This is a genomic window from Enterovirga sp. (assembly GCF_035325185.1).
In the GTDB taxonomy this organism is placed as follows: domain Bacteria; phylum Pseudomonadota; class Alphaproteobacteria; order Rhizobiales; family Beijerinckiaceae; genus Enterovirga.
In genome coordinates, this window is the sequence record NZ_DAOLAJ010000055.1 from 11,619 (window position 1) to 24,657 (window position 13,039).

The window sequence follows — 13,039 nt, forward strand, 5'->3', positions numbered from 1 at the left end:
CGTCAGCCCGCCGTCGACGATGAGCTGGAGGCCCGTCACATAGCGCGCCTCGTCCGAGGCGAGGAAGACGGCGGCATGGGCGACGTCCCAGGCGTCTCCCGCCCGCCCCATCGGCACCATGGCGGCGCGGCGGCGCCACATCTCCTCGACATCCCCCTGCGCGTAGTCCTTGGCGAGGCCCGAAGCCTCGACCATGGGCGTCTTCATGAGGCCCGGCAGGATCGCGTTCACGCGGATGTTCTTCGGCGCGTACTGGACCGCCGTGACGCTCGTCAGGTGGTTCATGCCGCTCTTGGAGGCGGCATAGGAGCAGTAGTCGACGCCCGTATGACGGAGCGAGGCGACCGAGGAGACGTTGACGATCGAGCCGCCGCCCTGCCGCTCCATGATCGGGATCACGTATTTCATGGCGAGGAAGCAGGTCTTGAGATTGACCTGGAAGACGCGGTCCCATTCGGCTTCCGAGAGATCGACCACGCCGCCGGTCGCGACGATCCCGACATTGTTGTGCAGGATGTCGATGCGGTGGAAATGCTCGATCGTGGCCGCCACCATCTCCGCGACGTCGGCGGCTTTCGCGGCGTCGGCCGCGAGCGCGAACGCCCGGCCGCCCTCGTTCTCGATGATCCGCGCCGTCTCGCGGGCGGCCGCCTCGTCGCGGTCGGCGCAGACGACCCTCGCCCCCTCGCGGGCGAAGAGGACGGCCGTGGCCTTCCCGTTGCCCCAGCCGGGCCCGATCGAGCCCGCCCCCACCACCAGGGCCACCTTGTCCGAAAGACGTCCCGCCATCGCAACCTCCCTTGCCATGTTCCCGCCTCGGTCTTCGCTCCCCGATGCCGGTGCTGCAATCCTTATCGCAAGGCCGAAGGACGAGCCGTTTCAGAAGCCCGCGGCGCCCGGCATGCCTGCGCGCTCGAAACCCGCCAGATGCTCCGGGCGGATCTCGAGCGCCGCCGCTTTGGCGCCGATCTCGTAGAGGCGGCGCATATTCGCCGGATCGTCCATGCGCCGCAGCTTCAGCAGCTCCGCGGGGGCGACGCTTTCGCCGAGTTCGCCCGCGAGCCATTCGGCCTCCAGCCGCGCATCGTAGCGGGCGAAGCGGAACAGATGTCCTCCCGGCGGGGTCAGGGGGGACAGGTTGCCGATCTCCGAATTGATCGGCCAATGCCAGGTCGCCTGCCCGAAATAGGTCAGAAGCGTCAGCACCAGTTGCTGGTTTTCCGCGATGATGGCCGCGAGCGACTTGAAGGCGAGGCCGAGGCCCGAGGCGGACTGCGCCTCCGCGAGGCTGAGGGTCGGGCGGAACGAGCCCGTTCCCACCGAGACGAGGAGCAGGTCGTCGGGCCCGGCCGTCCAGTTCAGCCCGAAGGAGGGCAGGAGCGCCGTCATCAGCATCATCAGGGTGGGATTGTTGTGCGGGGTGAGCCCTCCGTCGATGAACATGCCCGGGCTCCGGCCGGGGCCGATCGAGATCGGCTGCGGGTCGAAGAAGCTCGGCGCCGCCGTGCTGGCCCGCACGAGGCCGGCTACCGGAAGGCTCCTGTTGCCGAGATAGGAGCCGTCCGCCGGATCGTTCCAGAAGGCCGAACGTGGGTTGTTCATCACGATCCAGGAACTGCCGGTATCGAGGCGCTTCATGAGGATGCAGAGGCCGGTCCTGAAATCGGGGCTCTCCAGCGTGCGCCCGCCGATGGTCAGGGCGAGTTCCCGCTCCAGGACGCGCGCGTCGAACTTCGCCTTCCAGCCGAAGAGCTGGAGCCATCGCGGCCGGAAGATCTTCGGCCCCAGCGCGAAATAGAGGTCGCGCACCTGCGCGGCGCGGTAGCCGAGGGCGAGCGCGGTCGCGATGATCGAGCCGGTCGAGGTTCCCCCGATCAGGTCGAACCAGTCGCACAGGAGGGTCGGGGCGCCCTCGATCTCGTCGATCACGGCCTCGAGCCGTTCCAGGATCGCGAGGCTGAGGGCGCCGCGCACGCCGCCGCCGTCGAGGCACAGCATGCGCTTGCGGCCGGGCGCGAAGAGATGGCGTTCGCTGGCCCGCAGGAAAGGTCCCGTATCCGCCGTCACCGCGATCCTGAAAGCTCACACGGGCCCTCTGGGGGCCGGCATCTTCTAGAGCATTTTCGAGTGAGGCGGACCCGGCTCGCGCGAAGAAAATGCGGCCGATAAAGCCGAGGGCGCAGGGCATGATCCGATTGGTTTTCTGCCGGTCAGTCCCTCTCTCCGGCGTGCGCGGCGCGCGCGAGGCTCTCGCGATGGTCGGGATGGGCGATGGCGATCAGCCGCGCGGGACGCTCGCGCAGCGACGCCCCGCGCAGGTCGGCCACACCGTATTCGGTGACGATCACGCAGGCGTCGCTGCGCGGGACGGTGACCGGGCCGGACAGGGCCGGCACGATGCGGCTCCGGCCGCCGCCGGTCGAGGGAAGGGCGATGATAGGGACGCCGCCCCGGCTCGCGCCGGCGGCGCGCAGGAAATCCACGATCCCGCCGATCCCGCCGAGATAGCGGCCCGCGGCGACCTCGGAATTGACCTGTCCGGTGAGATCGACCTCGATGGCGGAATTGAGCGCGGCGAAGCGCTCGATGCGGCCGAGGACCTGGGGATCGTGCGTGTAGCCGGTGCCGCGCATCTCGATCGCGGGGTTGCGGTGCACGAAGCGGCGAATCCGCTCACCGCCCAGGAGGAGGCCCGTCACCGCGATCCCCGGATCGATGCTCTTGCGGGCATTGGTGACGGCGCCCGATTCCCAGAGCGCGGCCACGCCGTCCCCCATCGTGCCCGAATGGATCCCGAGGTCGCGCCGGCCGGCGAGCTGCGCGAGGGCGGCGTCGGGAATCGCGCCGATGCCGACCTGCAAGGTCGCGCCGTCCTCGATCAGCCCGGCGACGTTCCCGACGACGGCGAGGTCGATGGCGGAGGGAGGCCTGGCGGCCTCGTCCCGCAGAGGCTCGTCGGAGGGGATCAGGAGGGCGAAGTCGGCCTCGCGCAGATAGGGGCCGCCATGGGTCCAGGGCACGGCGGGATTCACCTCGCCGAGGACCGCCCGCGCCCCCGCGAGCGCCGGCAGGAGATATTCGCGCGCGATGCCGAGGCTGTGGCGGCCCTGCTCGTCCGGCGGCGAGACCTGGAGCATCAGGACGTCGATGCGGAGCGAGCCCGTCTCGATGAGGCGCGGCAGGTGCGAGTAATGGACGGGCAGGATGTCCAGCAGTCCGGCCTCCGCCAGCTTGCGGTTCGTGCCCGCGCCGCAATAGGCGAGGAAGTCGAAGGCGTCCGCATGCTCGGGCAGCAGCCGGCCGCCATGGCCGACGCCCAGGAAAAGCCGCACGCGCCCGATCTCGCGGCGCTGCGCGACGAGATGCCGGATGAGCGTCGCGGGCTCGGCCTGGGACTGGCCCCACATGAGGGTGTCGCCTGGCCGGATGAAGGTCGAGAGCCGGAGATCCGCTGCCATCACGCGGCCTCGAAGATCGCCGCCATGCCCTGGCCGCCGCCGACGCACATGGTTTCGAGGCCGTAGCGCGCGCCGCGGCGCTTCATCTCGCGCACCAGCGTCGTCATGATGCGCATGCCCGTCGCGCCGATCGGGTGGCCGAGCGAGATGCCGGAGCCGTTGACGTTCAGCCGGCCCCGCTCGTCCCAGTCCATGCCCTTCAGGCAGGCGAGGACCTGCGCCGCGAAAGCCTCGTTGATCTCGACGAGATCCATGTCGGACATCTTCAGTCCGGCCTTGCCCAGCACCTTGGCGGTGGCGGCCACGGGGCCGATGCCCATGCAGGAGGGCTCGCAGCCGATGGCCGCCCAGCTTTCGAGGAAGGCGATCGGCGCGAGGCCGAGCCGCTCCAGCCGGTCCTCGGCGACGACGAGGCAGGCGGCCGCCGCGTCGTTCTGCTGGGCGGCGTTGCCGGCCGTGACGATGCCGTCCTTCGTCAGGACCCTGAGCTTCGCGAGGGAGGCCGGCGTGGTGTCCGGGCGGATTCCCTCGTCGCGCCGGAACTCGATCGGATCGCCCTTTTTCTGCGGCACGGAGACGGGGACGACCTCGTCCTCGAAGCGGCCCTCGTTCCAGGCCGCGGCGGCCCGGCGATGGCTCTCGGCCGCATAGGCGTCGGCCTCCTCGCGCGGGATCCCGTATTGCCTCGCGAGGGTCTCGGCCGTCTCGATCAGGCCGGAAATGTAGCCGAAGCGGTGGACCGGCTGGGAGCGCTCGCGGCCCCGGTCGAGCCGGTCGTAGAATTTCACCGTGCCTGCGCGTGCGCCCCAGCGCATGTCCGTGGTGTAGTATTCGATGTTCGACATGCTCTCGACTCCGCCGGCCAGCACCACGTCGCAGGCGCCCGTCTGCACCATCATGGCCGCCGTCACGAGCGCCTGGAGCCCGCCGCCGCAGCGCCGGTCGATCTGGAGGCCCGGCACCTCGATGGGCAGGCCCGCATCGAGCGCGATCCAGCGTCCGATGCAGGGCGTCTCCGAATTGGCATAGGACTGGGCGAAGACCACGTCCTCGACCAGGGCCGGATCGAGCCCCGTCCGCTCCAGCACGGCCTTGACGACCGTCCCGCCCAGCACCTCGACGGGAACGGGGCGAAGCGTCCCCCCGAAGGAACCGACGGCGGTGCGGAGCGGATTGACGATGGCGGCGCGGCGCATGGCGTTTTCCTTGGCTGAGGCGATAGCCGGTCGGGCGGTTGTTTTGCTGTCAGCAAGGATCCCAGGTGAAGACGTCCTGGCTGCGGTCGAGCGGATAGAAGGCCGGGCGCAAGGCCGGGATGGCATGGTCGCGGACGCTTTCCGGCGTCCAGCCGCCGGCGGTGTGGACCGAGCGCAGGGGGCGGCTCTGGCCCATGAGGAAGATCTCGTTCATGCGCACGGAGAAGATCTGGCCCGAGACGTCCTTCGCGGCGTCCGAGCCGAGATAGACCGCGAGCGGGGCGTTCTTCTCGGGCGTCATCTTCTTGAAGTTCTCGAGGCGGGCGATCTGGTCCGGCGTCGTCGCCGGGATGTTCGAGGTCATCCGGCCCCAGGCGAAGGGCGCGATGCAGTTCGAGCGCACATTGTAGCGCTGCATGTCGAGGGCGATCGATTTCGACAGGCCCGCGACGCCGAGCTTGGCGGCCGAGTAGTTCGCCTGCCCGACATTGCCAATCAGCCCGGAGGTCGAGACCATGTGGATATAGGCGCCGTTTTCCTGCGCGCGGAAGATCTCGGCGGCGGCGCGGCTGACATAGAAGGCGCCGTCGAGATGGACCGAGACGACCGCGCGCCACTGCTCGGGCGTCATCTTGTGGAACATGACGTCGCGCAGGATGCCGGCATTGTTCACCACGATGTCGAGCCGCCCGAAACGGCCGGTCGCGGCCCCCACCATGCGCTGCGCCGCGTCCCAGTCGGCGACCGAGTCGGTGTTGATCGTGGCCTTGCCGCCGAAAGCCTCGATCTCGGCCTTGGTCTCCTCGGCCGGGCTCGCCGAGCCGCCCTCGCCGGAAAGCGAGACGCCGACATCGTTGATGACGACGCAGGCGCCCGCGCGCGCCATGGCGACGGCGATCGCCCGGCCGATGCCGCCGCCCGCGCCCGTCACCAGCGCGACCTTGCCGTCGAGGATCTTGCTCATGGGAGATGCCTTCCGTGTCGTGCCGGAGTTCAGGGCAGGTCGAGAATCGCCTTGGCGAGGATGTTCTTCTGCACCTGCGTCGTGCCGCCGTAGATCGTCGCGGCGCGCGCGTTCAGGAACTGCGCCGGCATGGCGAGGTCGCCGTTGCCCTCCGGCGGATGCAGCAATCCGCCCTCCTCGGCCATGACCTCCAGCCCGTATTCGGTGATGCGCTGGAAGAGGCTCGTCTGGTTGAGCTTGAGGAAGGAGACCTCGGCCCCCGGCGTCTCGCCGCGGCGCAGCTTGTCGGCGATGCGGCCGAAAAGGCACTGGTGGTCCTCCAGCTCCATGCGGAATCCCGCATAGCGGTCGATGAAGGAGGGGGAATCGAGCAGCCCGTAATGCTCGCCGAGCCGGCGGAGCTTGGCGAGGGCGCTCGACGCCTGGCGCGGGCCGCCGAAGAAGATCCGCTCGAAGCCGAGCAGGTTCTTGGCCATGGTCCAGCCCTGGTTGACCTCGCCCACGATGTGGCCCTTGGGCACGCGGACATTGTCGAGGAAGACCTCGGAGAATTCGTCGTCCAGCGCGAGGTTGACGATCGGGCGGATGGTGATGCCGGGCGTGTCGAGCGGGATCAGGAGGAAGCTGATGCCCTCCTGCTTCCTGGCCGTCTTGCCGGTGCGCACGAGGCAGAAGATCCAGTCCGCGTCCCCGGCGAGCGTCGTCCAGATCTTCTGGCCGTTCACGACCCATTCCTCGCCGTCGAGCACCGCCTCGGTGCGCAGGGCGGCGAGGTCCGAGCCCGCATTCGGCTCCGAATAGCCCTGGCACCAGATGTCCTCGCCGGAGAGGATGCGCGGCAGGAAATGCGCCTTCTGCTCCTCCGAGCCGTAATGGATGAGGAGCGGCCCGAGCAGCATCATGCCGTGGTCGGGCGTGCGGGCGGCGCCGAAGCTCTCGAATTCCTCGACATAGACGAGCTGCTTGGCCGGGTTCAGCCCCATCCCGCCATGGGCGCGCGGCCAGTTGGGCGCGAGCCAGCCGGCGCCGGCGAGGATCATGTACCAGGGCCCGACCTTGTCCCAGTGCAGGCGCTTCGCCGGATGGCGCAATTCCGGCGGATGGCATTCCGCCAGGAAGCGGCGCGCCAGGGCGCGGAATTCGGCGTCGGAGAGGGCGTTGTAGTCGTCCCGCCGGAAATCGTCATAGGGCATGGTCAGGCAGCCTCCCTCGCGGGCTTGAGGCGGGCGAATTCGGCGCGATGGGCGGATGCGCCGCCGAACTGGGCGGCGGCCACCATGGCCTTTCGCAGGAAGAGGCCGATATCGTGCTCGTCGGTGAAGCCGATGCCGCCATGGAGCTGGACGCAGTCGCGCCCGACCTTGAGGGCGGATGCCGAGGCCCGCGCCTTGGCGCGCGAGACCGAGGCGAAGGCGGCGGGAACCGGGCCTTCCCGGTCCCATTGCAGGGCCGCGGCCTCGATGCTGGCGCGCGTCACCTCGATCTCGAGCCTGAGGTCCACCGCCATGTGCTGGAGGATCTGGAAGCTGCCGATCGTCCGGCCGAACTGCATGCGGGTCTTGAGATAGGCGACGGTCATGTCGAGCGCGACGTCCATCAGGCCGAGCAGGTAGGCGGCGGTGGCGAGCGTCGCCTCGGCCAAAGCCGGGCGCGGATCGGCCGCGATCACGAGGCCGGGGGCGGCCTCGAATCGGATCGCCGCGACATGGCCGCCGTCCTGCGTCTCGCTCGCGGCCACGGCGACGCCGGTCGCATCGGCCGCGCCGGCCGCGACGAGCACCGATCGCGAGGCGCCGACCACCAGGAAGGCATCCGCGCCGGCCGCGAGCGGCACGTAGAGCTTGCGTGCGGTGACCTTGCCGTCCGCGATGGCGGGATCGCCCTGCGGGGCGAGGCTGTCGCGCCCATCCTGCCAGGCCGGGATGACGAGCGTCTTGCCCGCCAGATGCCCGGCCAGGGCCTCGTCCTTCAGGAGCGAGGCGGCGAGGACCGCCGGGATCAGCGGCTCGGGCACGAGGCCGCGGCCGAGTTCCTCGGCCAGGGCGCAATAGGACAGGAGGCCGAGCCCGACGCCGCCTTTCTCTTCGGGAAGGCGCAAGGCGGGCCAGCCCAGTTCGCACATCTGCCGCCACACCGCCCGGTCGAAGCCCGGATTCGTGTAGCGGAGCTTGCGGATCCGCGAGAGATCGCCCGCCGGGACGAGGCCGCGGGCGCTTTCGCGGATCATGTCGATCGAGGATTGGGTGTCGGCGTCGATCATGTCGGGCTCCGGCTACGGCGCGGGGGAAAAGACGGCGCGTCCGTCCTCGACGACGACGGCGTCGCGCTCGACGAGGCGGGCGCGGAAGCGGCCGTCCTTCCAGATTTCGGTGCGGATCGTCTCGCCCGGATAGACGGGATTCGAGAAGCGCAGTTCGAGCGAGCGCAGGCTGTCGGCGCGATAGCCGCCGAGCGCACGCAGCAGGGCGTGGGTGACGACGCCCATCGTGCACAGCCCGTGCAGGATCGGCCGCTCGAACCCGGCCTTGCGGGCGATCTCGGGATCGCTGTGCAGCGGGTTCAGGTCGCCGTTGAGGCGGTAGAGCAGCGCCTGCCCGGCGCCCGTCGCGAGATCGACGACCATGTCGGGGGCGGATGAGGGCGCCTCTCGCGGCGCGCTCCTCGCGCCGGGCGGGCCGCCGAAGCCGCCGCCGCCACGGATGAAGGTCGTGCGCGCGAGCCTCGCGAAGAGCGTGCCCGCCCCGTCCCGCAATTCGGTCTCGGACAGGATGAGCGCCGGGCGGCCCTCGCCTTTATCGAGGATTTCGGTGACGCGCGTGCGGCTCTCGACCTCGCCGGAGGCCGGGATCGGGCCCAGGATCTCGAGCCCCTGCGCGGCATGCAGCACGGCCTTGGGATCGACGCCGGAGGCCGGGTTGGCGAGCCAGAAGCCCGGATGCGCCATGACCAGCGCCATGGCCGGCATCACCACGGGACCCCGCAGCGGATCGACATAGGGAAGCTGGCGCATGTCCAGCGGATCGCGCCCCATCCCGATCGAGAGCGCGTAGAGCGCGATGTCGTTCGGCCGCAGCACCTGCCGGACGGCCGGGACTTGGAAGGCGCGCAATTTGTCGATGTCGATCGGCATTTCCCCCTCCGCGCCGCCGTCAGCCCGTATCGAGATCGACTGGAAGCGCCTCGTTGCCTCCCGTTTTCGTCTGAGCACGATCTCTTGGAAAGCCGGTATTCATTTTTTCGGATCGGGCTCCCCGCCCGCCGTCGGCTCGCGGAAGAGCCCGCCGCAATTGACCTCGCCCGAGCTTCGCAGCTTCTATCGCGATCGTTCGATTCCCCTCGCCATTCCTGGCGCCTCGGAGCCGGAGGGCCGCGCCCCTTGCACATCCTCGTCACCGGATCGGCCGGCTTCATCGGCCATGCCCTTTGCCGCCGCCTGCTGTCCGAGGGGCATGAGGTCACCGGCTTCGACGGAATGACGGATTACTACGACCCGGAGCTGAAGCGCGCCCGCCACCGCGACCTGGCTTCCCTTCCCGGCTTCGCCTCCGTCGAGGAGCGGCTGGAGAGGCCGGGCGCCCTTGCAGCCCTGGTCCGGCGGACGCGGCCGGATCTCGTCTTCCACCTCGCCGCGCAGGCGGGAGTCCGCTACAGCCTGGAGAACCCGCAAGCCTATGTGGAGGCCAACCTCGTCGGCACGGCCAATCTGCTGGAGGCTCTGCGCGCCTGTCCGCCGCGCCATTTCCTGCTCGCCTCGACCAGCTCGGCCTATGGCGGCAACGTCGTCCTGCCCTTCCGGGAGACGGACCGGGCGGTCACCCCGCTGACCCTCTATGCGGCCTCGAAAATCGCGGGAGAGGCGATGGCGCATTCCTATGCCCATCTCTTCGCCATCCCGACGACGACCTTCCGCTTCTTCACGGTCTACGGGCCCTGGGGGCGTCCCGACATGGCGCTCTTCCTCTTCACGCGGAAGATCCTCGCCGGCGAGCCGATCGAGGTCTTCGGGGAGGGTCGGCCGGAGCGCGACTTCACCTTCGTCGGCGATCTCGTCGAGGCGATTCGCCGCCTCGCCGACACGCCGCCGCCCGCGCCGGGCGCCGGAGCGGCCGCCGGGCCGGAGGACAGCCTCAGTCCGGTCGCGCCCTACCGGCTGGTGAATATCGGCGGGGGGCGTCCCCGGCCGCTGGGCGAGATGATCGACATTCTCGAGAAGGCGCTCGGCCGGCGGGCGGAGCGCATCCTGAAGCCGCTGCCGCCGGGCGACGTCGACCGCACTCATGCCTCGACCGAATTGCTGGAGCGCCTCGTCGGGCAGGTGCCGGCGACGCCGCTCGAGGAGGGTATTCCCGCCTTCGTGAGCTGGTACAGGACCTATTACGGCGTCTGAGGCCGCATCCGGGCGAGCCGGTTCACGAGGCGCCGCGCGACTTCCTCCTTGTCGAGGCTCGGCCAGCTCTCGACGCCGTCCTTCATGACCAGGTGGACGGCGTTGTCGGCGCCCCCCATGATCCCCGTCGCCGGGGAGACGTCGTTGGCGACGATGAGGTCGCAGCCCTTGCGGGCGAGCTTGGCCTTCGCATGCTCGACGACGCGCTCCGTCTCGGCCGCGAAGCCGACGACGAGGGGAGGGCGGCCTTCCCCGCGCCGGGCGACGGTCGCGAGGATGTCGGGGTTGAGGGCGAGCCGCAGGGGAGGGGGCTCGCCGCCGTCCTTCTTCAGCTTCTGCTCCGCCTCGCCGGCCGCGCGCCAGTCGGCGACCGCCGCCGCGAAGATCGCGATATCGGCCGGCAGCGCGGCCTCGACGGCCGCCAGCATCTCGCGCGCGGTCTCGACGCGCACGACCCGCACGCCCGCCGGATCCGGCACCGAGACGGGGCCGGAGACGAGCGTCACCTCCGCCCCGGCGGCGGCGGCGGCGGCGGCGATGGCGTGGCCCTGGCGGCCCGAGGAGCGATTGGCGATGTAGCGGACGGGATCGATCGGCTCGTGGGTCGGCCCCGAGGTCACGAGCACGCGCCGGCCGGCGAGGACCTGCTCCTCTCCGCCCTGCGGGGAGGGCGGGCGCGCGAGCAGCCCTTCCACCGCCGCGACGATCTCCAGCGGCTCGGCGAGCCGGCCGGGTCCCCATTCGGCCTCGGCCATGGCGCCCTCGTTCGGGCCGATCACCATGACGCCATCGCGGGTGAGGGCGGCGAGGTTCCGCTGTGTCGCCGGATGCTGCCACATGCGCACGTTCATGGCGGGCGCGATCAGGATCGGGAGCGTGGTCGCGAGGAGGACGGTGGTCGCGAGGTCGTCGGCATGCCCCCCCGCCATCCGGGCCATGAGATTGGCCGTCGCGGGCGCGACCACGATCGCGTCCGCATCCCGCGCGAGGCGGATATGGCCGATCTCGGTCTCGAGATTGCGGTCGAAGAGATCGGTATGGGCGGGCTCCCCGCAGAGGGCGGCGGCTGAGAGCGGCGTGATGAATTCCTGCGCCGATTCCGTCAGGATCGGCCGCACCGTCGCGCCGCGCTCGCGCAGGCGGCGGATCAGGTCGAGCGACTTGTAGGCGGCGATGCCGCCGCCGATGACGAGGAGGATGCGCCGGCCTTGGAGCATGGGCGTCAGCTCTCGAAAGGGGAAAAGGGGAGGGGGCTGCGCCGATGTCGAGGCATCGGGCCGACGCTATCAAGTCCAGATCAGCCCGGCCAGCAGCAGGAGCGCGATCGCCCAGAGGGCGGCCGCGATGAGGCGCAGCGAGGCGGTCGGGTGGCGGCCTTCGCCGAAGACCGATTCGGTGCGCAGCGCGACGCCGCGATCGGTGAAGCCTTCGAGCTTGGTCAGGAGGCGCTCGGCGCGCTGGGCGATCTGGGGGGCGTCCGCCAGCACGCGACCGAGGGAGGCGAGGCCCCGGCCCGCCTCCTCGATCCGGCCGGCCGGGCCGAGATGGCGCTCGATCCAGCCGCGCGCGACCGGTTCGGCCGCCTCCCAGATGTTGAGCTTCGGATCGAGCGAGCGCGCGACGCCCTCCACCACGACCATCGTCTTCTGGAGCATGATCAGCTCGGTGCGCGTCGCCATGTCGAAGAGGGAGGTGATCTCGAAGAGCAGCGTCAGGAGCTTGGCCATCGAGATCTCGTCGGCGCGCCGGTCGTGGATCGGCTCGCCGATGGCGCGGAGCGCCTGGGCGAAATCCTCGATCGAGTGGCGGGCCGGCACGTAGCCGGCATCGAAATGCACCTGCGCCACGCGGCGATAGTCGCGGCGGATGAAGCCGAGCAGGATCTCGGCGAGGAAGCGCCGCTCCTTCATCCCGAGCCGGCCCATGATGCCCGTATCGACCGCGACGAGCCGCCCCTGCGCATCCACCATCAGGTTGCCGGGATGCATGTCGGCATGGAAGAATCCGTCCCGGATCGCCTGTTTCAGGAAGGACTGGAGGAGGCTCCGCGCGAGGGCGGGCCGGTCGTGGCCGGCGGCGTCCAGCGCGTCGAGGCGGTGGAGCGGGATCGCCTCGATCCATTCGGTGGCGAGGGTGTCGCGGCTGGTCAGCTCCCAATCGGCCTTGGGGACGCGGAAATCCTCGTCCCCCGCGGTGTTCTCGGCAAGCTCGGAGAGCGCGGCCGCCTCCAGCCGGAAGTCCGTCTCCATGGAGACGGAGCGGGCCAGGATGTCGACGGTCTCGGTCGGGCGCAGGCGCCGCGTCTCCGGCATCCGCGCTTCGGCCAGCCGGGCCGAGAAGGCCATGGCCTGGAGGTCGCGGGCGAAGCGCTCGCGCACGCCGGGCCGGATCACCTTGATGGCCAGCTCGCGCCCGTCCCCGGCCGTGACGGCGCGGTGGACCTGGGCGATCGAGGCGGCCGCCACGGGCTCGCTGAAACTGGCGAAGACCTCGCCGATGGGTTTGCCGAGCGCCGCCTCGACGGTCGCGACCGCCTCCTCGCGCGGAAAGGGCGGCATGCGGTCCTGGAGGCTTTCGAGGTCGCGCGCGACCGCGACGCCGACGATGTCCGGCCGCGTCGCCAGGAACTGGCCGAACTTGACGTAGGAGGGGCCGAGCCGCGTCAGGGCCGCCGAGAGGCGGGCCGCGCCGGACCCCGCTCCCGGCCGCTCGATCAGCCGCGCCGCGCGCAGCCCGAGCCGCGCGCCGGGCGGCAGGACCGAGGCGTCGACGAGCGACAGCGCACCCTCGCGGGCGAGCACGAAGCCGGCCCGCAGGTTCCGGGCGAGATGGGCGAGCCCGCCGATCATGGCCGCCCTCCCTCCCCCCACGAAGTGGCGGGGAGGGCCGAGTCGCGCCGAAGGCGCGAGCCGGGGTGGAGGGCGCCGACGCGAGCATCCGGCCTGTCGAGAGGCTGAGCCGCCCCCCACCCCGGCTCGCCCCCGGAACAAGTCCGGGGGCGACTCGACCCTCCCCGCCGCAAGCGGGGGGGGGG

Annotated in this window: 11 protein-coding genes; 1 reads left to right on the top strand and 10 read right to left on the bottom strand. The window is 70.6% G+C overall.

The window, feature by feature from the left end; all coding sequences use genetic code 11:
• From PKD06_RS12030 to PKD06_RS12065, 8 genes are all read right to left on the bottom strand, one after another.
• Window positions 1–789 (bottom strand): SDR family NAD(P)-dependent oxidoreductase (locus PKD06_RS12030; RefSeq protein WP_324380423.1); only part of this gene is annotated, 789 nt, incomplete at its 3' end.
• A gap of 90 nt (window positions 790–879) precedes the next feature.
• A complete protein-coding gene (locus PKD06_RS12035) occupies window positions 880–2,067 on the bottom strand; it encodes a patatin-like phospholipase family protein (protein ID WP_324380424.1) in 1,188 nt (395 codons plus the stop codon).
• 143 nt (window positions 2,068–2,210) lie between these two features.
• Complete coding sequence (locus PKD06_RS12040) at window positions 2,211–3,458, bottom strand: acetyl-CoA hydrolase/transferase C-terminal domain-containing protein (protein WP_324380425.1); 1,248 nt, start codon at window positions 3,456–3,458, stop codon at window positions 2,211–2,213.
• Complete coding sequence (locus PKD06_RS12045; protein ID WP_324380426.1) at window positions 3,458–4,654, bottom strand: acetyl-CoA C-acetyltransferase; 1,197 nt, start codon at window positions 4,652–4,654, stop codon at window positions 3,458–3,460. The genes PKD06_RS12040 and PKD06_RS12045 overlap by 1 nt, the downstream gene beginning before the upstream one ends.
• 49 nt (window positions 4,655–4,703) lie before the next feature.
• A complete protein-coding gene (locus PKD06_RS12050; RefSeq protein ID WP_324380427.1) occupies window positions 4,704–5,618 on the bottom strand; it encodes an SDR family NAD(P)-dependent oxidoreductase in 915 nt (304 codons plus the stop codon).
• 29 nt (window positions 5,619–5,647) lie between these two features.
• Window positions 5,648–6,811: an acyl-CoA dehydrogenase family protein gene (locus PKD06_RS12055; RefSeq protein WP_324380428.1), complete on the bottom strand. Its 1,164-nt coding sequence runs from the start codon at window positions 6,809–6,811 to the stop codon at window positions 5,648–5,650.
• A gap of 2 nt (window positions 6,812–6,813) precedes the next feature.
• The gene (locus PKD06_RS12060; RefSeq protein WP_324380429.1) at window positions 6,814–7,878 is read right to left on the bottom strand and encodes an acyl-CoA dehydrogenase family protein; all 1,065 of its coding nucleotides are present in this window, start codon (window positions 7,876–7,878) and stop codon (window positions 6,814–6,816) included.
• 12 nt (window positions 7,879–7,890) lie between these two features.
• On the bottom strand, window positions 7,891–8,748 hold the full coding sequence (locus PKD06_RS12065) for a MaoC/PaaZ C-terminal domain-containing protein (RefSeq protein WP_324380430.1): 858 nt from the start codon (window positions 8,746–8,748) through the stop codon (window positions 7,891–7,893).
• A 246-nt stretch (window positions 8,749–8,994) separates the two neighbouring features.
• On the opposite strand from PKD06_RS12065, the gene PKD06_RS12070 reads away from it, so the two are divergent.
• On the top strand, window positions 8,995–10,005 hold the full coding sequence (locus PKD06_RS12070) for an NAD-dependent epimerase/dehydratase family protein (protein ID WP_324380431.1): 1,011 nt from the start codon (window positions 8,995–8,997) through the stop codon (window positions 10,003–10,005).
• Here the strand turns inward: PKD06_RS12070 and coaBC are convergent.
• The gene (gene coaBC / locus PKD06_RS12075) at window positions 9,993–11,222 is read right to left on the bottom strand and encodes a bifunctional phosphopantothenoylcysteine decarboxylase/phosphopantothenate--cysteine ligase CoaBC (RefSeq protein WP_324380432.1); all 1,230 of its coding nucleotides are present in this window, start codon (window positions 11,220–11,222) and stop codon (window positions 9,993–9,995) included. The two genes, PKD06_RS12070 and coaBC, sit on opposite strands and share 13 nt — an antisense overlap.
• A 69-nt stretch (window positions 11,223–11,291) precedes the next feature.
• Window positions 11,292–12,854: a 2-polyprenylphenol 6-hydroxylase gene (gene ubiB / locus PKD06_RS12080; RefSeq protein ID WP_324380433.1), complete on the bottom strand. Its 1,563-nt coding sequence runs from the start codon at window positions 12,852–12,854 to the stop codon at window positions 11,292–11,294.
• Window positions 12,855–13,039 lie beyond the last annotated feature (185 nt).